Here is a 24,580-nt window from a genome sequence, read left to right on the forward strand (position 1 = left end):
GTCTTTTGATGCTTTCACGTTTCTTGGAAAAGCTCATCCATTAGTTAGAAGGTGAGCAATGTGAAAAAATTACTGTTGATGATCGGATCCAGAATGCTTCAATTGGTTATTATGGTTCTGTTTCTCTCTTTTATAACCTTTTTATTAATGAAGATTACCCCAGGAGACCCGATCAGAACGATGTTGAATGTGGACGATATTGCCGCAACGAAAACCGATGAAGAAAACTTAATGAAAGCATACGAATTTGATCGGCCGATTCTTGAGCAATATGGAAAATGGGTCTTGGGGGTTCTTCAACTAGACCTTGGGGAATCGTTAATTTCCAAAAGGCCCGTTCTGGACATGATCCTGGATAAGCTACCCGCAACTCTTTCTTTATCCATTGGCGGTTTGGTGGTGCTCTTTATCATAGCTGTGCCGATGGGGATACTGGGAGCTGTGTATGAAGGGCGATGGCCCGATTATCTGAGCAGGTGGACCGCTTTGACGGGAGCTTCTATCCCTAGCTTTTGGCTTGGATTAATGTTGATTTATGTCTTCTCCTTGCAATGGAATCTTCTACCTGTCATGGGAAAGGGGACGCTCGCACACTTTATTCTGCCTTCTGTCACGCTTGGGGTTGCGATGGCTCCAATGTATATTAGGCTTTTACGTGAGCGTTTAATCGCTACACTGCAAAGCCCTTATATCGAGGCTGCAAAAGCACGGGGTTTACGAAAAAAAAGAATCATTTTTTCACATGCTTTAAGGGGAAGCCTAATCCCACTCGTTACCATGTTTGGGTTAAGTATTGGCAGCCTCCTCGGAGGTGTGACAGTTATTGAGATTCTCTTCTCCTGGCCAGGGATGGGTGAATTAATCGTGAGCGCGGTTATGCAGCGGGATTACCCTGTTATTCAAGGGTATATTCTGATCATTGGCTTTCTTGTTGTCCTATCAAACCTGGTGGTGGATTTTATGTACATGATGATCAACCCTCAAATTAACAATGGGGAGGAGTCGGTGTCATGAAAACAGCCGCTATTCAAGCACCGCTGAATGTACGGAAGATCAATCTCGTCCTTGGCCTACTGCTCGCCTTATTCATCGTAGGTGTGATGCTGATTGGTGGATGGCTTGTGCCACATGATCCTTTTCTTGTCGATATGGGGAATAGGCTCCAAAGTTCCTCATCTGCGCATTGGCTCGGTACAGATCAGCTTGGTAGGGATATTCTTGCCAGAATTGTATATGGTGCCAAATTAACGATTGGATTAGGCACTGTAGCAATCGTCGCGGCTATTGTGATAGGCGTGCCGGTTGGTCTTCTTTCTGGGTATGTTGGAGGGAAAGTGGATGCCATTCTCATGAGAATAGTAGATGGGATCTTATCGTTTCCTGATTTCATCTTGGCCATTGCCATTGCCGGCATTCTTGGACCAAATCTTACAAACCTCCTCATTGCGATCGTTCTTGTTAGGTGGATTGTGTATGCGCGAGTTGTTCGTGGGCTTGTCTTAACGGAAAAAGAGAAGGAATACGTTCTTGTTTCGCAAACATCGCACTCAACTGCCTTAAAAACGATTCGTATGCACATCTTGCCTCAGGTCATTCCAGATATCATTGTCATGGCAGCCATTGATGTTGGAAAGGTGATTCTACTCGTTTCCTCCTTTTCCTATATCGGATTGGGCGCACAGCCACCTATTCCAGAATGGGGAGCCATGCTTAATGACGGCAGAGCCTATTTCCAGGTCAATCCTTTGTTGATGGTCTATCCAGGGTTAGCGATCATGCTAACAGTTCTTTGTTTCAACCTCTTAGGTGATGGGCTGAAGAATCATTTTGATATTCGTAGAGGGGGGGCAGAAATTGAGTGAAAGTCTAATCGTTATTAAAAACTTGACCGTTGAAAGCAGAGGAAATCCTTTAATCAAAGGCATCGATATGGAAGTAGATCAAGGACAAATTGCTGCACTAATCGGCGAAAGCGGCAGTGGAAAAAGTTTGACCGCTAAAGCCATATTAGGTCTTTTACCTGAGGAGATGAAAGTGACAGGACAGATTTTATATAAGGGACGGGACTTGTTGCAGATGAAGGAAAAAGAACGTCGCCAATTGCTTGGAAGAGACATCAGTCTGATCTTTCAAGACTATCGTGGAAGCTTTACTCCCTATATCAAAATCGGAAAACAAATGATCGAAACGATCCGCACTCATCAACGCATTTCCAAAAAAGCAGCGAAAGAAGCAGCTCTCCTTGTTTTGGAAGAAACCGGCCTGGACAGTGAACGGGTGTTTAAAAGCTATCCATTTCAATTGAGCGGGGGACAAGTGCAGCGTGCAGCCATCTCGATGACACTAGCCATTAAGCCGAGTCTTCTCATTTGTGATGAAATCACGACCGCATTGGATTTAATGAATGGAGAAAAAGTACTAAGTTATATCGATAAAGTACGCAGAGAAACGGACTGTGCCGTTCTGATGATTACCCATGATCTCGCAAAAGCCTATAAGTGGTCAGACAGGATTCATGTCATGTACGAGGGAGTTATTGTAGAAGAGGGATCCTCAGAACGAATCCGTTGCGACCATCAACATCCGTACACGAAAAAACTCTGCTCTTGCTTATTGTCACTCCCCGGTGAACGACAGCCATCGACCAGCGAAAGGGCGAATTCCCTATGAATACTTTGCGAGTAGAAAATCTATCAAAAGATTATTCTAAAAACCTGCAAGCACTGAACCAGCTTTCTTTTTCTGTGGATCAAGGGGGGTCTTTTGGGATCGTTGGAGAGAGCGGAAGTGGGAAAAGTACATTAGCCAGAATTTTAGTCGGCCTGGAAACCTTTAAGGAGGGGATGATTACGTTTCAAGGAAGTCCGATCGTACCTAAGAAACGTGCTCCTTTACGAGCGTACCGCAAGAATGTCCAGATGATCTTCCAGGACGCTGCCAGTGCTTTAAATCCAAAACTTCCAATCTGGAAAAGCCTACTGGAACCTCTGAAGAATTATAAAGAATTCACGCCGTCTTTTATACAAGGAGATGGCCTTTCAGATAAAGAAATCGCAGGGGAACTTTTGGGGTTGGTGGGTTTGGACAGTAGCCTGGCTGAACGATATCCCGATGAGCTAAGCGGAGGTCAGAAGCAAAGGGTGAGTATCGCAAGGGCGATCAGTCTCCAACCTTCGCTCCTCATCTGCGATGAACCAACTGCCAGCCTGGATGTAACGATGCAAGTGCAAATACTTACTCTCCTAAAAGCGTTGCAAAAACAATTGAACATCACGATCTTATTCATCTCGCACGATATAAGAGCGGTAACCTTCCTATGCGAAAGAATCATCGTCCTAAAAGAAGGGGGCATGGTGGATCAGTTCATATTAGAGGATATGTATGAGCGAGAAAGAGATCCTTATACAAAGGCACTGATTGCCGCAGCTTCCCTGGATTGATGTTGTATTTTTCACTATGATGCGGTTTGTGTGGAAGATGTACTCATTCCTTTTAATCGGGGTGAGGATGCGCCTTCCGTCGAGAATCGAAAGATCCCCCTTTTTACTAGGAAGTTATAGAAGGAGAATAGTATGTATCCAGAAGCAACATCTTTAGAAATCAAGAAAGCATGCAGCCATAAAGAGTATCTGCGTTTAGCAATCCCCCTCGTCATATCAGGGATCTCGACTCCGCTTCTTGGGGCGGTGGACACGGCTGTTGTCGGCCGAATGCCTGATCCGATTTCCATTGGGGGAGTCGCAATCGGGGCCGTTATCTTTAATACGATGTACTGGCTCCTTGGATTTTTGAGAGTTAGCACCAGCGGGTTTACGTCGCAGGCAGAAGGGCTTAAGGATGAAAGGGAGATCCTATTAACCTTTTTCAGACCCACGATCATCGCTATCCTGTTCGGTTTGCTTTTTCTCTTTTTGCAGGAGCCAATCTTGCATATCTCTTTAATGCTGATCGGTGGAAGTGAAGACGTTTCAGGAATTGCCGCGTCCTATTTTACCATCCGAATCTGGGGAGCACCTTTCATTCTATTAAGCTATGTGATGATTGGTTGGCTCATAGGAATGGGAAAAGTCCGGCTTGCACTCGCCACACAGGTGGTGATGAATGTCCTGAATATTTTTTTGGATTTCATCTTTGTGCTTGGACTTGAAATGGGCGTCACAGGGGTGGCTTACGCAACATTGATCTCTGAAGTCACAGCGGTATTGTTCGGCGCCGTAGTTATCTATCGATCAATCAAGCCAGGCCTTAAGGAAATTCGGTTGAGGATGTTGACCGAACTTGAACCACTTCAAAAAATGTTCAAAGTGAACCGAGACTTGTTCTTGCGTACAATCTGCCTCTTGGCGATGACGATCCTATTCACTTCAAAAGGAGCAAGTATGGGCGAAGTTATCTTAGCTGGCAATGCGATCCTCTTGCAAATTCATTATATGATGGCTTACTTGTTCGGAGGTTTCGCAAATGCGTCCAGCATCCTAGTCGGAAGGTCGATTGGAAGTGGAAACCGACTGCTGTACACCCGCGCTTTTCACTTATCAGCACAATGGGGATTGGGATCTGCCGCTTTTCTCTCCCTCGTTATGGTGTTATGGGGTCAGGAAACCGTTTCTCTCTTTACAACGATAGAAGCAGTGCGGGCAGCTGCCCAAGATCAACTCATCTGGATGGTCCTCTTTCCTATTCTCGGATTTTGGGGACTGCAGCTGGAAGGGATATTCTCAGGCGCCACTCAAGCAGAACCAATACGAGATTCGATCCTTCTGGCCTTGCTTCTGTTCCTGCCAGCAATCTGGCTGACTGTTCCCATCCTAGGAAACTCGGGAATTTGGTTAAGCTTCATTCTTTTCAGTTTCGGTAGGTCATTGTTTTTATCACTGTATATTCCAAAGCTAGGGAAGAAAAGCTTCAAGCACGAAGGAGCAGGTTCCATGTCTCGGTCGCTGATGTCCATGAAGACCTGATTCTGGGTTAGTTTAGAATGGGGGCATTTTTATAGATCTTGGAGTAAGCGCTCATCACTGTGAAAGGTTTTTTGAAAAGTAAAAGAGAGGGCTACTGATTCAATCAGTAGCCCTCTCTTCCGTTATGAGATGCATCAACAGTAGAGGAAAGAAGGGGTCAGACACGTACCTGACCCCTCCATCTCAACCATGCATCCCCCCAACTAACCAACTTTTAGCACGATGAAACCCCACAGGAATTTGAATAATCGTCGTTTTCTGTGCAGCTTCCAGTTCATAAATGTCATCACAACCATTGATATCAAAACCAAGCAGGGGATGACCGTTCATGCCAAGTGCGCTGGCTGATAACAATATTCGCTGAAGAAGCATCCCCGCTTCCATATGTTGTATGCGGTAGCCTCTGTAGCCAAGGTCTGCTTTGTGATACGTGCGATCTCCGACAATATGAAGGCAGATTGGAACTTGATGCAGATTAACGTTATGAAGGGACATTCCGGCTTGGAGGTCTAAACGAAAGTCACCCTCTTTAATGGTTAAAAGGGAATGTGAAGTAGGGTCATACCGATAAGCCCCGTTCGGTATGCCATCTACTTGATAAAAGCACCCGTAAAGAGAGACGCGTGACAATTGGTTTTCTTCCTTATCTAAATCGTTAGCGTACCGATAGGAATCGGTGCTTTCCTTCAAAAGGGAAGCTAGCTGAATCTGATCGATTCTTTGTCCGTTAAAATCCATTTCTGGTGAATAGCGATTCTGACAAACGTGAGCTAAATCTTTGGTTATCTCTTTTGCTTTAGGCAAAGCAATCTTTGATTTGTTTTCGAAGTTCTCTTCGCTTTTTTTAAGCCCCCGTATCAACCTGGTAGATTCAAGAAGCGTGGCATGATGAACCTGTGCGATTTCAGGAAACGGTAAGACGTTTTGAGAACGTTGGTAATGCGTTGTTTTGATTTTAGGAATTTCTTTAACCAACTCTGCTGCTGAGCATTCTCCAGGCGTCTCTTCATGCACAATATTATGCTCTGATAGCGGAATGACCGCGTAAGTACTTTCCTCCAGTTCTTCTAGCCCCAGTAAATGATTGATCGCTGAATCTAGAAATTGAAAATTGACTTCTGATGAAAAGGAGAAACATTTACTAACCTCCAATAGCTGACCAATAAGTGCCCCCGCATCCAATCCTTGAAGACGATAGGAAAAGTTGTTGTATTTAAAAAAGTTCTTCCAAAACATCGTCGTGATGATGACGGCCCCAAAACAGCTTGAAAGGTGAGAGCTACTTCCTAGTGCGCTGTTTAAGTAAGAATCAAAATAACCTTTACGTAACAAAAGAAGACGATGATGAGCAACATCATAATGGTAAATCCCGTTCGGTAGTTCATCTAGTTTAAGATATAGATACAGTTCACTTGGATATAAGCCGCCTCCTGATGGGGGGAAGCGGCGGAATGATTGCATCGTTTCCGTTGATTCGCCACCCTTATCAGATGGAAAAGCTGTCTGACTAATCTGAGACAGCCCATAAACATACCAGAGAAAATAACCGATTGTTTTCAGATCGGGCGTTGGGTAAAACGATGATTCTTGAATAGCGAATGGAACATCGTGAGCAAGAGCGTATTCCGGCAAATGACGATAAATCTTAAATGGAAGGGGAGCATCATCCCAATCCACTTCCCAGTTCGGTGGCGTCACAAGGTCATTTCGGAAATGCAGTTGATGTAAGAACAAATCAAGATCCATCACTAACCTCCTCGCCACGTTAAGGGAACGGGTGCGGATAAGGGTTGAGCTCCTCAACTGTTAGTTCGCGATCAACATATCCGAGTTCTTTTGGAACTTTCAATACTCGGCTTAAGCCGGTAACGCGCCTTAAGTGATGGCCAAATGTCATCGGCAGCATCCCTGGAATGATGACCTTTGCGCAGTGAAGTCCGTTCCGATGAATTTCAGGTGTAGTTTGATCGACGACGATGACATCCAAGTCCAAACGGCGAAAGGTTTGTAACATCGTATTTAGATCTTCCGTGAGATCGGCATGACGTTTTGACGGTTGAAAAGCTTCTTGGAATGTTTGCATAGGTCGATTCTGATTTAGTAAAAAGTGAAGGCGTTCTTCCGCTTCTGGAAGTCCGTACACCATGCCGTGATCATCCATTTTCTTCACGAGAGAAGAGTCATGATACATGGCTAGAAATTCATCTTTCTTGTTTTTGAAATCTTTATTTAATGGTGGGATCAGTCCAACACTCTCAAAGATTGCACTTTTTACAGCTCTCACAGGGTCGAGATGCGCGCCAGCCGCACACATCAGGTTTAAGCGATCGGTATGAGAAGTGCGGTTCTTCGTGATCGTTAAGATGCAGGGGATGTCGTGTTCCATCGTTGCATTGTATAAATAAAGATCATAGCCTAGTACTTCTCGCATGCGGTCGATCATCAAATGCAGTTCTTCGTCGTTTGATGAGACTGGATCAATCCGAGGAAGAGAGAGCTTTGCATACCATGTTAATAGAAAAGAGTCGCGTTCAAGCACTTCCATCATGCCGTAGAAAATGGCTTCTTCAAGACTTCCTCCGATCGCACAGCCATTAGACGTTTCAAACACAAACCCGTCGCCGCACCCCATGCTGTAATAAGCGAGCCGCTCCGGTACGAGAATCGGCTCTTTTTCAATGAGAGAGTAGCCCCACACCCAGTTCATTTTTCGATCAGGATGAAATGGGGCGAACGGATAGCCTTGCTCTGCATACTGTTCATCATCATGAACGCCGAGCTTAAGAGGGTTCAAGGCTCGATCCAGATTGCGATAGGAATCGTGAACAACGGTTCTTTTCCCTTTCGGATCAATGCCACAAGACCGCTCCAACCCTTCCAATATCGCTGTCATTTCACTCATCGCGTACGAATTTGTTCTTCCTGCAGAGCCTTCATTTCCATTAAACAGAGGAAGGTTAACGATCGCATCAGCATACGGTGTTTCAAAATCGATCATAAGACGATTTAATAGACCTGTTCGTGGATCGAGATAATCTCTTGAAAGTACGTTGCTTAAGTCGTCCATCGAACGACATCGATAGCGATCTTCACTAATTTTCAAACTTGGTTTAAGCGTAATCACCGCATCCGTTTCGGAGTCTTCGGGCAAATGACTGCAAACGGAACAATAGGCGTCTGGTAAGATACGATGGCGAGAGCTCTCAAGGGAACCTAAATTGGTGAAATGAACCGCCCTTTCTAATTGAGGAGACTTAAGATGTACCACATTGTGCACTTCATTTTTGATTAGTTGAGCCATTTGAAGAAGTCCCGTTTGAGAGAGCCATTCATCACGAATATCGCCATCGGCCTTGCTTAAAACCTGTTGAATTTTCCATAGATCTTCCCGGTCGTTCGCTGCCATCATCTTTCTTGTATCCGCACATTGTGAACAGCCTTCACTACGGGGGCGAACGAGCGGACCAACGACACCTTCACCAAATGATAAGAAGCCCCGTAGCCAATCGATACCGTGCTCCCGCGCCACTTCCTCCGCAAGTTTATGGATCGATGGATTCCAATAGTCATGGATGACGAGCAACAATGTCGTATTCTTAGGAATCGCCTTCTCTAAGTCTGGAAGGAGAGTGAGGTGATGGAAGGGAGCCAGTTCTTTCGCTACGCGTTGTTGTAACATGCCATTTCCTACTAGTGTAATATTAGCGCTCACGTCATCTCCCCCTTCCTAACAACACACCGTAGACATCTAGATATCCATCTTTTTCAAAGGTTTCGAGATTTAATTTTACAATGGAAAGCTCCTTGTTTTGTTGTTCGAAAAGGTCCACCACGGAACGAAGCATGTTAGCCTGGTCGTTCGTGTCATAGGCAGGAATATCAATGGATTGGACTGCTTTTTCTTCAAACTGAATCGTTGAAAAGGAGGGGGCTAATGAAGTTGATTTGTTTTGTACCTCTTTAACTGCCTGAAGAAGCGCGCCGCGTAAAGCCAGCGTGAGAGTAAATCCGATAGTTCCGTACCAGCGGTTATCTTCCGCTTTCCTCCATACGACAGGAAGTCCGTACACATCTTTTCCTAAGCCTAGCTCCGGCACTTTCTTCATGGTCGATAAAACTTTCAAATAGTAGTTACAGAGATTGTCTTCAACTTGATCGAAGGAAAGTTTGGATATGTTTGTAGTGCACTGATCCGCTTTCTCATTCCACTCCTCTTCAAGTGTTTTTTGCAGAGCCCGGCTAACCCCTTCAATGAACGTTTCTCCAGCTCCAATATGAAGCTCGGTTTGCGTATACGGACAACGCTCTAATTGAAAGGGGAGCGATGAGATGATCTTCCCCTTTAAAGGAAGTACGTACTGCTCAATTCCGGTCAAACCAGCTTCTCGCCTCGCTTCTTCGTGTGTTAAAGCGGCCGTTACGATACTTGGATGTCGTGAAGAAGCGTCATCTGGTTGTATGTTAACCGTTTGAATCTCACATTGAGCTAAAGGCAATTGATTCAGCTTGCCTTCTTCCCACTTATAGAAAAGACCTAACTCGCTTGTGGCTAATTGACTGAAATAGTAGAGAAGTTCGTTTTGAGCCTTTTTTCCATCATTTATCCTTATCTTTTCTAATACGTTTTCTACCCTTATAACCTCGAGCTTTGCTGATACGAGCGGATGAGGTTGATACGGATGCCATTTGCCTTCAAGTGTCTCGAGGTTAAGGAGATACATTTGGTTGTGCGACAGCAAAGGGATGCCCGTGCTCTTTTTAAACAATTCAAATACGATCACATTCGCTAGCATTGCACCTGCTGGGGAAGAGAGTGATCTCGTTTGTTCATTCCGGTTCATGCTTCGCCATGCAGACTCCCAGCAACCGGAATCGGGGCTTATAAGTGGGCCAGCCACACCTACTTTTCCAGGACAGAGTGCTGGGATAAATAGTTTTCTTTTTTCTTGGCAGGCATGAAGGATGGTTCGTAGTTCTTTGACGTTTCCTTCTTGTGATACGTATAAAATCGCATCGAATGGCTCGACCAGCGCATCCCAGGAGATCGAGTCACTATCCATTTTTAACGTGAGTTCAATAGAAACTTCAGGGTCTGTTTGTCTCGCAGCCGCCTCTAATTCCCTTATTCTTTGTTGACTGGTGTTCGTGTTTGTTAGTAACGTATGGAACCGGGGCAAGCCGGATGTAAGTAAAGATGACACTAATCCAATTAACATGGATCCTTCTCCGATAGCTAAAACGTTTTGCTCTCGGTATTGTTGAAACCGGTAAGCTCCTGAATCACAAAAACTTTCGATGTATTCAATCTGTGCAGCGAATTTCTCCACCACATGTGGTTTCAACTGATGGGAGCGGTCTTTACTAATGTCATGAAGAAACCCATTCGTAAAGAGGGAATCGGTAATCTCGTAAACCCGATTGCGATAAGACTCCGGTAATCCATCTGTTAAGCTAGCTAGCGAATATTCCCCGTTATACATCGGAATCAGCTTTTCTATCCATTGATGAATCGTGCTACCTTCCATACGAAACGAACCTGAATTGTTCCTAAAATAAACGCTCCCGTTCGGCTCTGGCATGAAGAAAGTGCCCTTCTTTAGCTTTAAACGCATAGAAGGATGAATATTCATCATCAGACACCTCCTGATTCACTGATCTGACTTCATACTAGGAGTCTATGTTCGTTGCTTTGTCTCATATGTGTGGACAAAATCGCGACACCACGGCTAACGAATTTCAAATGAGTTTACTGATACAAAGTAAGGATAGTTTAAGTAGGATAAGGGGTTGGATATTTATGTTAAAGTTGAGATGGAAAGTGAAAAAGTTGTTTCTGAAAAGGACAGCAATTTTCAACAGTTTGCTAAGAGATAATAGACAATTTGAAACGAATGTTCATGCCTATCTTATGAAGAATGAGAGGCCATACGCATGGACTATTTGAGGGGATTCTGTCTCCTATAGGCAATGGCATTCAAAACAACTCCTTCAATAATGCGATAACCGAAAATGAAACCGAAGAATGAAGGGAGTCTTTAATAATGAAGAAAAAGAAGAAACTCATCCATTCCGAATGGAGATGGAGTGTGCTGGCTTTGGCGGTTTTCATCGGAGGGAGCTTTGGAAGTCAACTCGTCTTTCTGCCTGATGTGCCTTATCTACCTCCTATATTTGGGTATTTAACCGGTTCTTTAATAATGGTCGCCGCTAATGTGATTTACGTGGTTTATAAGCGAAAGAAAATTACTAGGACGGGAGATCAGAAATAGAACCACGGGTAAGATTATACGAATATGAGGTGAAAGAGTCCGTGAAGCTTTCGATATGAAAAGACAGGGTTAAAGAGATGGTCAAGACTATGAAAAGGAGGCTTCTTATGAAAAGCGAACAGAGCAGTAAACGGAATAACATTCAGTGGACTGCATTTGGGATTGTTATGCTCACTCTCGTTATTAGAATAACGTTAATACTATCGGGAATAGCACAGGATTTAGAATACAGCACAATGAATGCGATAACTTGGACAGGATTTGCGGTAGGAATTATTTTTCTATTGGTTTCTTACTTATTTCCAAAGGGGACCTAAAGCCGTCAGTACACATCTAAACTGAATCGGGGCGTATCTATAACTATTTAAGTACAAGTGGAGTACAAACATATTAATCATCCACGTAAAGAATGATGGAAATATTGATAGGAAATAGGGGTTCTATATGAGAATTTTGCACAGGCAGTGGGTAAGAAGTTTACTCTTAGTATTTGTTTTAGCTTTTCTATTAATCTGGGACAGGGTTGTTTTATTTATTCTAGGGTTATTACTATTGGGCTTAATAGAGATGGTGGTTCATAAAAGTAAAAAGACCTCTTATTAGCGAAATTTTCACCTAGGGAAATTTTTCGTTTAAACATTATACATCGATCGTTATTGGCATTCTAGCATATAGAAGAATGTAGGTTGTAAGTAAGAAGAGGTAAACTATCTTGTTTACGAGGAAAGATATCTCTTATACAACATTGAAGTGATGTGGAGGTTCAGCAACTGTTATTGATGTATCTTTAGGGGGGGGAATGACCAGGTGTTGAAATGCAAGATGTTCTTCATTATGACTGCTCTAACTCTTACTTTGATAGGTTGTTTTCAGGTTGAAGAAGGGACGTTTATTAATGGGGAAATAACAGAAATCAACAAAGAAAGTGGGGATATGGAAATTGATATCCAAGCTTGGACAACAGTTAGCGATGCAGAATCCTCGACAGAGTCATATCAATTTGAAGACAAACCAGATTCACCTACTATACGAGTTTCCAATCCTGAAAAATATGATGAGGGGCAAAGAGTAGAGGTGAAAGTGATCAAAAATTATGAAGAAGATGTCTGGGATTTAGATCGATTAAAGTTTGAAGTGGAAGAGGTGAATTAGATATTTAACCTATTAAATGCGTTAATTAAAAATTGAGATCGAGTCTTCAGTCATCTCGGAGCTTATTCGTATATGAATAGGCTTTTTCTAATGTTAAATAAAAGATTGAGAAATGTGTATTAGTTTGAAATAATTGGTAGTAAGGTTTTTGGCAGAAAGGACGGGTTTTTATTGTATGGGATTGATCAGGGATTTTGGCTGAAGTTATTGATCTTAATTACAATCTTAGGGCTATTAATCTTTTCTTTTCATGCAATTATGAGAAGGTTGCTAAAGGTTGAAAAGAAGAAATTCTTTTCCAACCACCATCTCAATGAAACGCATAAGAAAGTGGATCGGAGTATTAGAGTCATCGTGATCGGCTTGCTGATGATTGGTTATGTTTATAATGTCACTAGACCGTCTACCGAATGGGTATGGTATTTGGAACCGTGGTTCTTAATGTGTCTCATGGTCGTTACTACTGAATCATCTACAGCATTGATGGAATGGAAATACGCAACAAATCGAAAGGATTATCTATTAACGATTAGTCAATTACTCTTTTTTATCATATTAATGGTGTCAATGTTTTCTAGCAATTTTTTTGGATTAATGTAACGCATTCTATTAGTTTTATAGCAGAAGCAAATTGCGATCAGAAAGATCTAGTTGAATACGAAAAGACTGGATTTGGTTATGGTCGCAACCATACCCATCGCTGATTTAACTTACCTTATTTTGGCTTGATACCGGACCTTGTCCTATTCGTTATGTCATTAGCTGCCTTCTTATCAGGAGTATGGGTTTTATCTAGAAACCGTAAGCGGCAAGGGATGACGTGAAACTTATTCACCTTTGTTCTACCTATTCATTTAGTAATTTTTCAAAGTAGTGTTTGCCTATCTGGGAGTTTACTAAGTTAATGAAGGTTTTCGAGTGTTGTATGCCGTCTATGAAGGATCAGTTGCTACCTTATAGGAAAGGGCAGATCCGATTCGATCCAAACCAGGGGGACAAATCATGAGAAAAACACTATTAGTGTTGATAATCATACTCTCACTATCGCTAAATGCTTGTTCAACGAACGAATTAGAAAAGGTAGAAAGCGTAAAAATAAGCTATTGGATTGGTGATGAAAAACAACCAGAAGAAGCATCGTTTTCAGATAAGAATATTAGTAAGTTGTTCGTGAACGCGACTAATCGTGCAGTGGAACTTGATGATCAAAAAGTGATTAAAACACCTCCAGTCTTGACTTACGATCTTATTACGGATGAAAACACTTACCAAACATTTCATTTATGGATGACTGAAACCGGAGAAGGATTCATTCAAAGTCTTTTGTTGGAAGATCGTTTCACTTACCGATTGGAGGAAGGAGCGGTAACCGATTTAACCACCTTTTTGAACAACGAAGGAAATGTTGATCTTAGTACTCATATTGAGTTTGAACAATAAAGAACTTAGAGACATTCCTCTCTAACAAAGCATTTCTCCGAGATGGAGAAGTGCTTTGTTTATGAAGGTAAAGGTTGAGAAGAGGGAGAGTTCGAAACATTCTTTGGTCTATAAACTAGCGAACAGGATGCTTGATGAGCTATCTACAGACCCCAATAGAAATATAAGTTTTCCCTCTTCTGAAATGTGTCCATTTACTTAAAACCTTTCTATGCGCATTGATTTTAATATAGATGTCTATTACTATAAAGATGTATTGAAAATACTTCTTTAAAAACCGGTTCATACACCTGTTCCTTTATCCGGAATCTACTATCACGATTCATTAAGTGATCGATTGATTGAAAAAGCAAGAGAGGTGTATAAGGACTAGAAACATTGCCAACATTAGATCAGAAAGGGGTTATGACATGTTAAACGAAAATACAATTAAGGTCGTCAAATCAACTGCTCCGGTATTGCAGGAGCATAGCCAGGAGATCGGGGAAAGATTCTATGAATTGTTATTCTCGCGCGTTCCAGATCTATATAATATGTTTAACCAAACGAATCAAAAATTAGGTACTCAACAAGGAGCACTTGCGTACGGCGTTTATTTAGCTGGAGCCAATATTGATAATCTAGAAGAAATCGAGTCAATGGTAGAGAGAGTGACTGAAAAACACCGGGCTCTAGGTGTTCAGCCTGAACAATACCCAATTGTAGGGGAAACGTTACTTGAAGCAGTTAAAGATGTTCTGGGCGATACGGCAACAGACGAGATTATCGATGCCTGGGGAGAAGCTTACACAGCTATTGCAGATATTTTCATTAAAACAGAAGCTAAGCTCTACGAACAAACAGATCAGAAACAGGGTGGATGGATCGGAAATCGTTCTTTCTATGTCGATCGTAAGGTGAAAGAAAGCGATGTTATTACTTCATTTTATTTAAAACCAGAGGACGGTGGTCCTATTGCGTCTTATAAACCTGGCCAGTATCTCACGTTAGAAGCCAATATAGAGGGTGAACAATATTCTCATATGAGGCATTATAGTTTGTCAGATGCTCCTAATAAAGATTATTACCGAATTAGCGTTAAACGTGAGGATGCCGTAGACGATGCACCAGCCGGAATAGTATCAAACTATCTTCATCATGATATTTCAGAAGGTGACACACTATCTATTGCAGCACCAGCAGGGGATTTCACCTACACAACTGACGACCAACCTATTGTGTTGATTAGTGGAGGAGTAGGAATTACACCGATGTTGAGCATGCTGAATAGCCTTGTTGAGAACGGTTCGAGTCGTGAAATCACGTTCATTCATGCTGCTCAAAATAGCAATGTACATGCAATAGGGGAGCACGTAGAGAAGTTAGCGAACGAAAATTCAAACGTTTCTTATTATGTGTGTTATTCCGATCCTACTGAACAGGATCGCGCTGAGCTTCGCTTTGATAAAGAAGGGTTGATTGATTTAGATTGGCTTCAATCAGTCTTATCTGATCATCAAAAAGACTTTTACTTTTGTGGTCCCCTTCCCTTCTTGAAATCTATAAATGAATCGCTTAAAGAATGGGGAGTACCAGCAGAGAGACGTCACTATGAGTTGTTCAGTCCTGTTAGTACAATTGAGGAAGAATAGCTCCCTATTAAAGGGGATAGATAAGCCGATCTAATGGGGCACATAGATACGTTGAAGGGAGAGGTATTTATGGAAACGAAAGAAAATGAAAAAGTCCTCCGTTTGCAAACGGTGCTTGAAGAAGCTTTAAAACCGATTACTACAAAATTGGAAACGTTAGAAAGAGATGTAGCATCGGTACAAAAAGCACAAGAAGAATTAAAAAAGATGGTGCAAAAAGAAAAATAAGCTATTACTCCGAACGTAGATACGATAGTTATTCTCGATATAAATAGATAAATAGTGCCTGACTCCCTATGGGTGACAGGCACTATTTATCTATTTGAATAATGGTGAAGAGAAAGAGTTTTTAACATGAAGGTGGAGAAAGGAGGACAGTTCATGAAAATCTATACGATTGGACATTCCAATCATTCCAAGGAATATTTTCTGGACATGTTGCGAGAAGCTGACATTACCTACGTGGCGGACATCCGAGCTTTCCCCGGAAGCCGGAAGCACCCGCAATATAAGAGCGAAAATATGAAGGAATGGCTTCGGGAAGCAAAGATAGAATACGCACACTTTCCTCTTCTCGGTGGGAGACGACGTCAGTCTAGCTCTGTTGGGGCTGAGTTGAATGAAGGCTGGGAAAACCCTTCATTTCACAATTATGCTGATTTTACGTTGACGAACGAATTTATTGAAGGAGTAAAGAAACTAAAGACGCAGGCGAAGAAAATGAACGTGGCCTACATGTGTTCTGAACGTCATCCCGCCAGATGCCACCGTTTGCTCATCAGTAATTGGTTACAGGCAAACAATTGGGAAGTTCTCCACATCATCGACGATTCTAAAAAAACAATAAAGCTCGTTAAGCATGAGCTTGGAAAGTGGGGGGCCATGCCAATAATTGAAAAGGATGGCACCGTTGTGTATCCAAATTTATATGAATAAAGGTTACTCCTGTAAGGTAGTAGGCTCCTTTTCTCTCAGTGAAAGGGAGCCTATCCATAAGATGACCTCTAGACAAAGAAGAAGGATAACAACCCAACTCCATAAGAATATAAAGTGGTGTTGAAACTGATCGATTAAAGCGATCGAATTTTGTCGCTCGGGCAATGCAATTGAAAAAGCGTAAAACATTCCAAACGTAAAGTTCCTCGACCACTGACTCACATCATACGTAAATAACCCCTTTCTCCAACCGTATGCCTGGACTCTCTTGACTGCTCTTATGATTTCGATCGTTTCAACGCTAAGCAAGATAAGAAGAATCGCTATCCACAAAAAGAAAGAGACCGTTGCCGACAAAGCCTGAGTGGACACCAGTGCCAATCCAGTGATCGATAATGCTCCATGAAGAATGCAGTTTGTATTCTTCCAATCGTTCTTCAACGACCAGTTTCTTCCTCGCAAATAACGTAAGCTTAGACACCAAATTCCACAAAGATAGAACAGTCCACCTAAAACCACACCGAACATTAGAACCTCAAGAGGTAAGGCAAACATCTTCGCCCATGTAACGACCAGAGCTTGAGTTGTCACAGTTGATAGCAAAATAATTCCATGTATAGAAGCGGTGGATTGTTCTTTCAAGAGAGAATAAAAATGAATAAGGCTACCGCCTAAGAACAGGAAGCTTAGAAATGTATTTAGAATGACAAGTATTTGAATGACGTAAAATGATTCAGGAAAATACTTTAACGTTACCTGACAAAGAACAAATATCCCCGCAACCCACGTTCCCATCATAAAAAAACGAACGGGATGGTGGAGGACTGTTTCCCTCCATTCTCTACGAGAAAACTGTAGCACTAATGAAGATAATAAGCTCACACTAATTAGCCAAACGCCAATGAGTAACATCCCACCAAAATTCCGTGCAATGAGAGGGAAAGCCTCGACGTCTGCATAGAGGAAAATCCCAAGTGCCATTAGTATCGCGCCCGATGCCGGATGAATTTCTCTTCTCTTTATGTTTGCTTTCATAAAATCACTCGTTTCTTATTAATCACGAGTTCCATGATATAGCTTATTGGTTTATTTAAAAAGACTTTTCTCTTAGGTTTTAATTCGGATCGAGTTGGCTTCAGAAGCTATTAAAGATAATAACAATTTGAATAAGGGTTTCTTTATATGAAAATAGAGATTGAGTAAATGGTTATGGTTTGAAATAATTGGTATTAAAGAAGCGGTAACTAAATGAAAAATTTAGACTAGCCTTTTTTAAACGCAAGGAGAGGGGAATTTGAAGACATTCGCATGGAGCTTATTGCTCATTCATCTAGCTATCTTAATACTGTGGGTGATAAATTCTGGATATCTATTTTCAGTGCTTGGGGTCGTTATTTGGCTTGTTGCTGTGGTGGCAGGGTTTATCGTTCAGAAACGAATGAAAGAACATCTATTAATGAAGCAGCTATTGTTATTATCTAGTTTCTTTATGGCCTTTTTGAGTTTAATTACTGTAGGCATTTATTTAGTGACAAGTGCAATGCCGTAACTGTAAGTAATAAGGGTGGGAATAGGGGGATGGCAGACTAGTTAAATAAATCATCAAAAAGGAATTGATCATTATCGGGTTTTCACTAGTGTTTTCAATGGTTTTAGGAACGATTGCCATTTTGACGTTTATCGTTACTCCAATTAGAGCTGCTAGAAAAAATGAAAAAGGAAAACCACCTCGAAAAATCTCTTATGTTATCGTAGGTTTGTTGGTTTTACACTGGGGTTTTTTCTTATGGAATGGTTACGCATTATTACCTGTGAATATAGCAGATGCCCTATTTATGCCTGTATGGGTAGTGCTTTGCGTCGCAGGTTTGATAATAGCGATCTATGAGTTTAAAAACAACAAAGTTTTTTCAATTCCCGTGGCTGGTTTTACAGCAATCAGCTTATTATTTAGCATCTTCATTAACGGCATATCGAATATGTAAGGAGTTCATTCCAGTGATATAGAAATTTTTATTTTTCGAGAGGTGGATCTAAATATGGATAGTATTATTTTTGATTTAGATGGAACGATTTGGGATCCGATTGATACTGTACTTGATGCGTGGAATGGTTGCATCAAGAAGCATAGTCAAATTAACAGAGAACTAACTCGAACTGATTTTGAAGGAACTATGGGGCTACAAGTGCACGACATTAGTGAAAAATTGTTTCCACATTTGGCAGAGGAAGTACGTGACCAGGTGATGCAAGAGTGTTTAAATACCGAGGAGCATTACTTAAAGAAACAAGGGGGCCGACTTTTCCATAAGGTAGAGGATGTTCTTAGTGTACTTTCAAAGAAATACAAACTCTATATCGTTAGCAACTGCCAGGATGGATACATCGAATCGTTTTATGAGTTTCATAACTTAGGCGAGTATTTTTCGGACTTTGAGAATCCAGGGAGAACCGGGCTATCTAAAGGGGAAAATATTAACTTGATTATCGAAAGGAACAACCTAACTAATCCTATATATATAGGCGATACAGAAGGTGATTTAAAGGCATCAAGATATGCTGGGATACCTTTTGTTTATGCAAAGTATGGGTTTGGAGAGGTAAGTGAATATGATGAGGTTATAGATAGGTTTGAAGAGTTGGTGGAATTATATGGATCTTAAAGGGGCCTTATGAGAAATAGCCTTGTTATTCTCGGGAGTTAAGTTTAAAGATTCTCTCCGGGACAACAAGTATAGCGATGGAGAAAATACGTAAAGTTAATAGTTCAATTAGAAAAACGTACTTTCAAAAATGCGTCTTCTTGAGGAAAGTTGCTTACATTTTAGTCTAGATCGCTCATTTTTATTAGGAAATATCGTGTTCTACAGTTTGAACGGTAGGCACTGCATTTAAGAGATTGCTAATCCTTTAGAACTCTCCAGCTATGGCGACTGGTACCCTCTAGAATCAGGTCATTTTGAACAATCTTACATTTATATATTTCATCTGTTTCCTATAAAGGAATGTCCTAATCCCCACCTTCATAGACTTAGAGAAAAGAAGGGAGGTGGTCTCAATAATTGAGTGGAGTGTTACCCTTGTAGCCATCGCGTTTGTTGTTCTTGTCGTCTATTTGGTTTTGACATTACGAAAAGTTATGACAACATTGGCAGAAACGAAGGAGACGCTGTCGGGCGTTCGGAATTCTGTAAACGGCATTTCAGATGAAGCAGAGGAACTGATTCATAAAGCCAATGAAATTTCGGTTGATGTAAAAGGGAAAATGGAAGCCGTTGACCCCTTAATCGAGTCCGCTCATGATGTGGGCGATATGATACACGATGTAACAAGCTCAATAAAAAGAACGGCACTGCAGAAGAACCGTAAGAAAATCATCCATACACAGGAAAGTAAGCCAGTGCACATTAAATTGAAATAAGGAGAAAGAGGCTGGGTAAACCGGCCTCTTTTTAAATTTATGAACTTCCGAGGCTAGGATTTATCTATATTGTATAGAGACTTTTAGGTTGTTCACTATATCATTAGTTCTGTACAACGGTCATGCAGCTTTAATGAAATGAAAAAGAGCTTGGAAGCATTGTGCTTCTAAGCTCTTTTCTGTGGGGTTTTAGCTTATGAAGTAATTCGTTTATCAAAAGCGTGAATAAAATCAATCCAATTTCATTTTATGTTAGGAATTGATCCGATCAGCGTCCGCCACAACGACCACCGCCTCCACCGCAACGACCGCCACCTCCACATCTTGCGGCACAACCGCCGCATCCAGCGCATCGAGCACAACGCGCGCAGCCGCCGCCGCATCCGGCACACCCCGCACATCCAGCACAACCCGCGCATCCAGCGCAGCCTACACAACCTGCGCATCGGAAGCAGCCATAGCAAACAAACCCGATTAAGCGAGAATCATTTGGATCAACATGTGTATGATAGTTGGCTTGCTCACATGGCACTAAATTTTGGGCATGGTATTCTCCAACATCTAAGTGTTGAAGATCATTTTGAAATTGATTCATTTATGTCACCTCCATCATTATTCTTTTCTAATGAGCTAAATGGAACTGCTTTGTCATGAGTAATTACTTCATGAAACACCTTCTTCAACAAATTATGTGAAGTGGTTGGGTAATGTTACTAGGTAAGGAGTGGAAGAAATCGGTACGAGCGGTCATTAGGATGGCGTCTGGGACGAGTGCTATTCTATCGATCGCACTCCTTTTCTTCATAAGATGGAATCCATTGAACCGGATCGGCCATTCTGAGCCATTTATAAAAGATAGGGGAGTTCCCCTCAGATGATAGGGAAGTTCCCTGATTACCTAAATTTGCTCACCTTTCTATAATAAAAGTAACAAGTAACCTGCGAGGGGGAATTTATATGGCAGAATCTGTACTTCGAAAATCATCCAAATCCATACGGTCATTCCATCATGCATTTGCTTCAAATTTTGCGAAATCTATGTTTTTTACAATAAGTGGCTTAGTTATCCTATCGTTTATTGCAACGAGAATGTTCACACACGTCGATTTAAACCTTTATGGCTACATGGTGGGGACGTTCGTATTCATTGGTGGTTTCTTCTATCGTTTCATTGCTTGGGGGGAAAGGCCTCCAACCAAAATCATTATTAAAAAGGGAATTAAGCTTCTCGGGCGCAAATCAACGTCAAAAACATCTGTTGAACATCTTGGTACATATCAGTTTATCTGGAATAGGGGAATTTACCGATGGACACAACATCTTCTGCTTGGCTGGGGCGTCATATTGTCCTGCTTTGTCACATTTCCACTCGTGTTTGGATGGATGTACTTCACGATGGAGGAAGGCGGTTATTACACTGTTGTAGGCATGGGCATCAACATAATGACAGTTAATGCCGATGGGATTCTTGCTTTCTTCTTTTACAATGCGTTGAACTTCACAGCGATTATGGTGATCGCCGGTGTATGTATGGCGCTTTATCGTCGCTTAAAAAATATGCAGGCTAGAGCGGAACAGAATTTTATGTATGACTTTCTACCACTCTATCTCTTGCTGTTTATTAGTGTAACAGGTCTTCTTTTAACATTTATGAACGTCTTTTTACATGGGCAGGGGCATTACGTTATGTCACTCATCCATCAGTATTCTGTTATCATTACGCTCATTTACTTACCGTTTGGGAAGCTCGCCCATATTCCATTTCGTCCGCTTAGTGTGTTTGCGCGCAATTATCGTGAACATTATGCTGAGCAGTCGAAGAAAGCATGCAAGGTATGTGGGGAAAGTTTTGTTTCTACTGAACAATCAAAAGATGTTATGGATGTGCTGAATACGAATGACATTACGTTCGATATGGAGGAGGGCTTTAATCTTGCTGAATTATGCCTTCCATGTCGAAGAAAATATCGCATCGCACGATTTTCAGGATTTGCAACGCATGAAGTGAAAACGAAGGAGGCTAATCAGAATGCAAAGGGATAAATTTTTTCGAGATATCGAAAATGTCACGCACCCGAATGAGAAATTAGTTAAAACCCACTGTAGCTATTGCGGTATGCAGTGTGGCATGAACTTAAGGGTGAACACGAGTAGTAACAAAATTATCGGTGTCGAACCTCGTTATGATTGGCCGGTTACGGTTGGGAAGATGTGTCCGAAAGGAGTAACCGCTTATCAACAAACGAATCATCCGGACCGAATCCTTCGACCGCTCATCCGCGATGATGCCTCATTAAAAGGAACGAAGGAAGGATTCAGAGAAGCGAGCTGGGAGGAAGCGTATCAGCTTATTGCTAAGAAATTCGGTGAGCTGCAATCGGAATATGGCAAAGACAGTTTATCCGTTTTCAGTGGTGTCTCCATGACAAATGAAAAGTGCTATTTAACTGGAAAGTTTGCAAGGGTTGCGCTTGGAACCCGCTACATTGATTACAATGGTCGGTTCTGTATGTCGAGTGCCGCTGGTGGTTTCTTACGCTCATTCGGAGTAGATCGTGGCTCGACATTACCGTGGACAGATATTCATGAAACAGATTGCTTATTCATTGCTGGAAGTAATACAGCTGAATGTCACCCCACTTCGATGTTCCGCGTATGGAATGTGCAGGAGCGTGGGGGTTACATTATCGTCGTTGATCCTAGAGAAACACCTCTCGCTAGAAGAGCGGATGTGCACCTTGATCTAAAACCAGGAACCGACCTTGCACTGGCGAATGGCATCTTGCACCTTCTTATTGAAAACGGCTATGCAGATGAATCGTTTGTGAACGATCATACGAACGGATTTGAGGAAACAAAGGAAGTTGTGAAAGAGTTCACGCCTGAATATACAAGCATTTTGACAGGTGTCTCGCCAGAAAAAATCATGAAAGCAGCAGAAATTTATGGAAAGGCACCAAATGCCATTGTTATGTTTGCGCGTGGTATCGAGCAACAGCATAAAGGGGTCGATAACGTTTCTGCCTACACAAACATGGCCCTTGTAACTGGTAAAATTGGTCGACCAAAGGCCGGTGTTGCGACGTTCACAGGACAAGGAAACGGTCAGGGCGGACGAGAGCACGGTCAGAAATCGGATCTATTACCTGGCTATCGTAAAATTACGAATCCTGAACACGTTAAAGCCGTTTCGAAAGTGTGGGGAATTAATCCTGAAGAAATGCCAAAGCCGGGAGTATCAGCTTATGAAATGTTTGAATTAATGGAGCAAAAAACGATTCGAGGACTATATCTTCTTTGTTCGAATCCGGCTGTTTCGGCACCGAATTTAAATTTTGTTCGAAAAGCGATGAAGAATCTTGATTTTATGGTTTGCGGTGACTTCTACTTGTCAGAGTCGGCCGAGTTCGCTGATGTGATTCTTCCGTCCGTGACTTGGTCAGAAGATGAAGGGACGGTTACGAACATTGAAGGGCGCATTATTAAAATTAACCAGGCGCAGGAACCAATTGGTGAATCAAAGCCAGATTGGTTAATGCAAGTGGAACTTGCTGAACATCTTGGGAAAGGCAAGTATTTCTCTCATTTGAAAACGGCTCGAGATGTGGCGGATGAGTTCAGATTAGCTACAAAGGGTGGAAACGCTGATTACTACGGTGCGACCTGGGATAAGATCGATCAACAGGATGGGGTGTTCTGGCCATGTAAGGATGAACAGGACAAAGGAACCCCGCACATGTTCCTTGACCAGAAATTCTATCATCCAGATGGAAAAGCGAAGATTTGTGCGCTGCCTTATCGCCCGCCTGCAGAAGAGCCTTGTGAAAAGTATCCGCTTCGCTTAACAACGGGCCGTGTCGTCTATCATTACTTATCTGGAAATCAAACGCGCCGCATTCAGTTCCTTAATGACATGTGTCCAGAGCCATATGTAGAAGTGCATCCAGAAACGGCCCATGAGTACGATCTAGAACATGATGAAAAGATTGTTCTATATACAAGACGAGGAAAAGCCGTTTATAAGGTGAAAGTGACAGAAGCTATTCGAACAGACACGGTATTCGTTCCTTATCACTTTGGTCATGATGAATCGATTAACCTGCTGACAATCGCAGCCCTTGATCCAATATCAAGAATGCCTGAATTCAAAGCATGTGCTGCTCAAATGCAGAAATTACCTAGTAAGAAGGTGTTGTAAATGAAGAAGCGACTGTACATCGAATTAGAAAACTGTATTGGTTGCCGCTCTTGCCTAGCTGCTTGCACGCAATGCGGTGGGCATGAGCAGCGAAATCGGAACTATGTGTATGATGTCAATCCGCATGTGAATAGGCAAACAATGCCTCTCATGTGCTTACACTGTGAAAATCCAGCTTGTGCTAGAAGCTGTCCGGCTCAAGCGATACAAATTCATGAATCAGGTGCTGTTCTTTCGGCATTAGTTGAGAAATGCATCGGATGTCAGAATTGTACAATTGCCTGTCCGTATGGAATTCCGAAGTTTGATGAAGAACAAAATCTTATGTATAAGTGTGATCTTTGTATCGATCGAACGAAAGATGGCATTCCTCCAATGTGTGCGAGCGTCTGTCCTTCCAACACACTTCAGTGGTTAACGGAAGGTGAGATTGAGAAAAAACAGGAGCAGCACAATCTCGATAACGGTAAATGGGTGACAAGCATGCCTTATTTAGAAGGTGCAACGAATGTGAAAGTGAACCTGCCTGGTATTTTACAAGGAACAGAGAAACTCTTTTAGGGAGAGGATGT

At 42.1% G+C, this 24,580-nt stretch carries 25 protein-coding genes; 20 read left to right on the plus strand and 5 right to left on the minus strand.

Annotation, left to right across the window (positions count from 1 at the left end; translation table 11 throughout):
* Window positions 1-60 precede the first annotated feature (60 nt).
* From nikB to IQ283_RS14230, 5 genes are all read left to right on the plus strand, one after another.
* Window positions 61-1,014, plus strand: a complete 954-nt coding sequence (gene nikB, locus IQ283_RS14210) for a nickel ABC transporter permease (RefSeq protein WP_242057350.1) — start codon at window positions 61-63, stop codon at window positions 1,012-1,014.
* Window positions 1,011-1,862, plus strand: a complete 852-nt coding sequence (nikC, locus tag IQ283_RS14215; protein ID WP_194220792.1) for a nickel transporter permease — start codon at window positions 1,011-1,013, stop codon at window positions 1,860-1,862. Before nikB ends, nikC begins: the two co-directional genes overlap by 4 nt.
* The gene (locus tag IQ283_RS14220; protein WP_194220793.1) at window positions 1,855-2,670 is read left to right on the plus strand and encodes an ABC transporter ATP-binding protein; all 816 of its coding nucleotides are present in this window, start codon (window positions 1,855-1,857) and stop codon (window positions 2,668-2,670) included. The genes nikC and IQ283_RS14220 overlap by 8 nt, the downstream gene beginning before the upstream one ends.
* Entirely contained in the window at window positions 2,667-3,440 is a 774-nt protein-coding gene (locus IQ283_RS14225) for an ABC transporter ATP-binding protein (protein ID WP_194220794.1), read from the plus strand. Before IQ283_RS14220 ends, IQ283_RS14225 begins: the two co-directional genes overlap by 4 nt.
* Before the next feature lie 132 nt (window positions 3,441-3,572).
* On the plus strand, window positions 3,573-4,961 hold the full coding sequence (locus IQ283_RS14230) for an MATE family efflux transporter (RefSeq protein WP_194220795.1): 1,389 nt from the start codon (window positions 3,573-3,575) through the stop codon (window positions 4,959-4,961).
* A 183-nt stretch (window positions 4,962-5,144) separates the two neighbouring features.
* On the opposite strand, the gene IQ283_RS14235 is transcribed toward IQ283_RS14230, so the two are convergent.
* From IQ283_RS14235 to IQ283_RS14245, 3 genes are read right to left on the minus strand one after another with little or no spacing between them, the layout of a single operon-like run.
* Window positions 5,145-6,707, minus strand: coding sequence for a SagB family peptide dehydrogenase (locus IQ283_RS14235; protein WP_194220796.1), 1,563 nt, complete (start codon window positions 6,705-6,707; stop codon window positions 5,145-5,147).
* A 19-nt stretch (window positions 6,708-6,726) separates the two neighbouring features.
* Window positions 6,727-8,673 (minus strand): TOMM precursor leader peptide-binding protein, encoded by a 1,947-nt coding sequence (locus tag IQ283_RS14240; RefSeq protein ID WP_194220797.1) that lies wholly within the window; start codon window positions 8,671-8,673, stop codon window positions 6,727-6,729.
* A 1-nt stretch (window position 8,674) separates the two neighbouring features.
* Entirely contained in the window at window positions 8,675-10,594 is a 1,920-nt protein-coding gene (locus IQ283_RS14245; RefSeq protein WP_194220798.1) for a putative thiazole-containing bacteriocin maturation protein, read from the minus strand.
* Between the two features lie 408 nt (window positions 10,595-11,002).
* Between IQ283_RS14245 and IQ283_RS14250 the strand changes: the two genes are divergently transcribed.
* The 8 genes from IQ283_RS14250 (at window position 11,003) to IQ283_RS14285 (ending at window position 16,389) form a co-directional block, all read left to right on the plus strand.
* Window positions 11,003-11,230, plus strand: a complete 228-nt coding sequence (locus IQ283_RS14250) for a hypothetical protein (protein WP_194220799.1) — start codon at window positions 11,003-11,005, stop codon at window positions 11,228-11,230.
* 107 nt (window positions 11,231-11,337) lie between these two features.
* Window positions 11,338-11,547 carry a hypothetical protein gene (locus IQ283_RS14255; protein ID WP_194220800.1) on the plus strand — a complete coding sequence of 70 codons (210 nt, stop codon included), beginning with the start codon at window positions 11,338-11,340 and terminating at the stop codon, window positions 11,545-11,547.
* Window positions 11,548-12,037: 490 nt separating this feature from the next.
* Window positions 12,038-12,382: a hypothetical protein gene (locus IQ283_RS14260; protein ID WP_194220801.1), complete on the plus strand. Its 345-nt coding sequence runs from the start codon at window positions 12,038-12,040 to the stop codon at window positions 12,380-12,382.
* A 171-nt stretch (window positions 12,383-12,553) separates the two neighbouring features.
* Complete coding sequence (locus IQ283_RS14265) at window positions 12,554-12,982, plus strand: DUF4181 domain-containing protein (RefSeq protein ID WP_194220802.1); 429 nt, start codon at window positions 12,554-12,556, stop codon at window positions 12,980-12,982.
* A gap of 402 nt (window positions 12,983-13,384) precedes the next feature.
* A complete protein-coding gene (locus IQ283_RS14270) occupies window positions 13,385-13,822 on the plus strand; it encodes a hypothetical protein (RefSeq protein WP_194220803.1) in 438 nt (145 codons plus the stop codon).
* Between the two features lie 410 nt (window positions 13,823-14,232).
* A complete protein-coding gene (gene hmpA / locus IQ283_RS14275; RefSeq protein ID WP_194220804.1) occupies window positions 14,233-15,453 on the plus strand; it encodes an NO-inducible flavohemoprotein in 1,221 nt (406 codons plus the stop codon).
* A 69-nt stretch (window positions 15,454-15,522) separates the two neighbouring features.
* Window positions 15,523-15,681 (plus strand): hypothetical protein, encoded by a 159-nt coding sequence (locus tag IQ283_RS14280; RefSeq protein WP_194220805.1) that lies wholly within the window; start codon window positions 15,523-15,525, stop codon window positions 15,679-15,681.
* Between the two features lie 153 nt (window positions 15,682-15,834).
* Window positions 15,835-16,389, plus strand: a complete 555-nt coding sequence (locus IQ283_RS14285; RefSeq protein ID WP_194220806.1) for a DUF488 family protein — start codon at window positions 15,835-15,837, stop codon at window positions 16,387-16,389.
* Between the two features lie 3 nt (window positions 16,390-16,392).
* Here IQ283_RS14285 and IQ283_RS14290 read toward each other — a convergent pair whose 3' ends face one another.
* The gene (locus IQ283_RS14290; protein WP_194220807.1) at window positions 16,393-17,424 is read right to left on the minus strand and encodes a hypothetical protein; all 1,032 of its coding nucleotides are present in this window, start codon (window positions 17,422-17,424) and stop codon (window positions 16,393-16,395) included.
* Between the two features lie 259 nt (window positions 17,425-17,683).
* Between IQ283_RS14290 and IQ283_RS14295 the strand changes: the two genes are divergently transcribed.
* The 4 genes from IQ283_RS14295 to IQ283_RS14310 all read left to right on the plus strand — a co-directional run bounded on the left by IQ283_RS14295 (window position 17,684) and on the right by IQ283_RS14310 (window position 19,810).
* Entirely contained in the window at window positions 17,684-17,938 is a 255-nt protein-coding gene (locus tag IQ283_RS14295) for a hypothetical protein (protein ID WP_194220808.1), read from the plus strand.
* A gap of 88 nt (window positions 17,939-18,026) precedes the next feature.
* Window positions 18,027-18,374, plus strand: coding sequence for a hypothetical protein (locus IQ283_RS14300; protein WP_194220809.1), 348 nt, complete (start codon window positions 18,027-18,029; stop codon window positions 18,372-18,374).
* Window positions 18,375-18,428: 54 nt separating this feature from the next.
* Window positions 18,429-19,052 (plus strand): HAD family hydrolase, encoded by a 624-nt coding sequence (locus tag IQ283_RS14305; RefSeq protein WP_194220810.1) that lies wholly within the window; start codon window positions 18,429-18,431, stop codon window positions 19,050-19,052.
* Between the two features lie 386 nt (window positions 19,053-19,438).
* Window positions 19,439-19,810 carry a DUF948 domain-containing protein gene (locus IQ283_RS14310; RefSeq protein ID WP_194220811.1) on the plus strand — a complete coding sequence of 124 codons (372 nt, stop codon included), beginning with the start codon at window positions 19,439-19,441 and terminating at the stop codon, window positions 19,808-19,810.
* Between the two features lie 268 nt (window positions 19,811-20,078).
* Here IQ283_RS14310 and IQ283_RS14315 read toward each other — a convergent pair whose 3' ends face one another.
* Complete coding sequence (locus tag IQ283_RS14315; protein WP_194220812.1) at window positions 20,079-20,405, minus strand: heterocycloanthracin/sonorensin family bacteriocin; 327 nt, start codon at window positions 20,403-20,405, stop codon at window positions 20,079-20,081.
* A gap of 362 nt (window positions 20,406-20,767) precedes the next feature.
* Here IQ283_RS14315 and IQ283_RS14320 point away from each other — a divergent pair, with 362 nt between their 5' ends.
* Genes IQ283_RS14320 through IQ283_RS14330 form a run of 3 tightly spaced genes read left to right on the plus strand, consistent with a single transcriptional unit; the run spans window position 20,768 to window position 24,569 of the window.
* A complete protein-coding gene (locus tag IQ283_RS14320) occupies window positions 20,768-21,853 on the plus strand; it encodes a hypothetical protein (protein ID WP_194220813.1) in 1,086 nt (361 codons plus the stop codon).
* Window positions 21,840-24,008, plus strand: coding sequence for a molybdopterin oxidoreductase family protein (locus IQ283_RS14325; RefSeq protein WP_194220814.1), 2,169 nt, complete (start codon window positions 21,840-21,842; stop codon window positions 24,006-24,008). Before IQ283_RS14320 ends, IQ283_RS14325 begins: the two co-directional genes overlap by 14 nt.
* Entirely contained in the window at window positions 24,009-24,569 is a 561-nt protein-coding gene (locus tag IQ283_RS14330) for a 4Fe-4S dicluster domain-containing protein (RefSeq protein ID WP_194220815.1), read from the plus strand.
* Window positions 24,570-24,580: the final 11 nt, after the last annotated feature.

The sequence above is a fragment of the Pseudalkalibacillus hwajinpoensis genome, from assembly GCF_015234585.1.
In the GTDB taxonomy this organism is placed as follows: Bacteria; Bacillota; Bacilli; order Bacillales; family Guptibacillaceae; genus Guptibacillus; species Guptibacillus hwajinpoensis_B.

What these genes read in the sequence shown, in the direction of transcription:
- nikC (WP_194220792.1), top strand. Translation starts at nt 1,011, where the DNA reads ATGAAAACAGCCGCTATTCAAGCACCGCTGAATGTACGGAAGATCAAT.
- IQ283_RS14225 (WP_194220794.1), top strand. Translation starts at nt 2,667, where the DNA reads ATGAATACTTTGCGAGTAGAAAATCTATCAAAAGATTATTCTAAAAAC.
- IQ283_RS14230 (WP_194220795.1), top strand. Translation starts at nt 3,573, where the DNA reads ATGTATCCAGAAGCAACATCTTTAGAAATCAAGAAAGCATGCAGCCAT.
- IQ283_RS14235 (WP_194220796.1), bottom strand. Translation starts at nt 6,707, where the DNA reads ATGGATCTTGATTTGTTCTTACATCAACTGCATTTCCGAAATGACCTT.
- IQ283_RS14245 (WP_194220798.1), bottom strand. Translation starts at nt 10,594, where the DNA reads ATGATGAATATTCATCCTTCTATGCGTTTAAAGCTAAAGAAGGGCACT.
- IQ283_RS14250 (WP_194220799.1), top strand. Translation starts at nt 11,003, where the DNA reads ATGAAGAAAAAGAAGAAACTCATCCATTCCGAATGGAGATGGAGTGTG.
- IQ283_RS14255 (WP_194220800.1), top strand. Translation starts at nt 11,338, where the DNA reads ATGAAAAGCGAACAGAGCAGTAAACGGAATAACATTCAGTGGACTGCA.
- IQ283_RS14270 (WP_194220803.1), top strand. Translation starts at nt 13,385, where the DNA reads ATGAGAAAAACACTATTAGTGTTGATAATCATACTCTCACTATCGCTA.
- hmpA (WP_194220804.1), top strand. Translation starts at nt 14,233, where the DNA reads ATGTTAAACGAAAATACAATTAAGGTCGTCAAATCAACTGCTCCGGTA.
- IQ283_RS14280 (WP_194220805.1), top strand. Translation starts at nt 15,523, where the DNA reads ATGGAAACGAAAGAAAATGAAAAAGTCCTCCGTTTGCAAACGGTGCTT.
- IQ283_RS14285 (WP_194220806.1), top strand. Translation starts at nt 15,835, where the DNA reads ATGAAAATCTATACGATTGGACATTCCAATCATTCCAAGGAATATTTT.
- IQ283_RS14290 (WP_194220807.1), bottom strand. Translation starts at nt 17,424, where the DNA reads ATGAAAGCAAACATAAAGAGAAGAGAAATTCATCCGGCATCGGGCGCG.
- IQ283_RS14305 (WP_194220810.1), top strand. Translation starts at nt 18,429, where the DNA reads ATGGATAGTATTATTTTTGATTTAGATGGAACGATTTGGGATCCGATT.
- IQ283_RS14315 (WP_194220812.1), bottom strand. Translation starts at nt 20,405, where the DNA reads ATGAATCAATTTCAAAATGATCTTCAACACTTAGATGTTGGAGAATAC.
- IQ283_RS14320 (WP_194220813.1), top strand. Translation starts at nt 20,768, where the DNA reads ATGGCAGAATCTGTACTTCGAAAATCATCCAAATCCATACGGTCATTC.
- IQ283_RS14325 (WP_194220814.1), top strand. Translation starts at nt 21,840, where the DNA reads ATGCAAAGGGATAAATTTTTTCGAGATATCGAAAATGTCACGCACCCG.
- IQ283_RS14330 (WP_194220815.1), top strand. Translation starts at nt 24,009, where the DNA reads ATGAAGAAGCGACTGTACATCGAATTAGAAAACTGTATTGGTTGCCGC.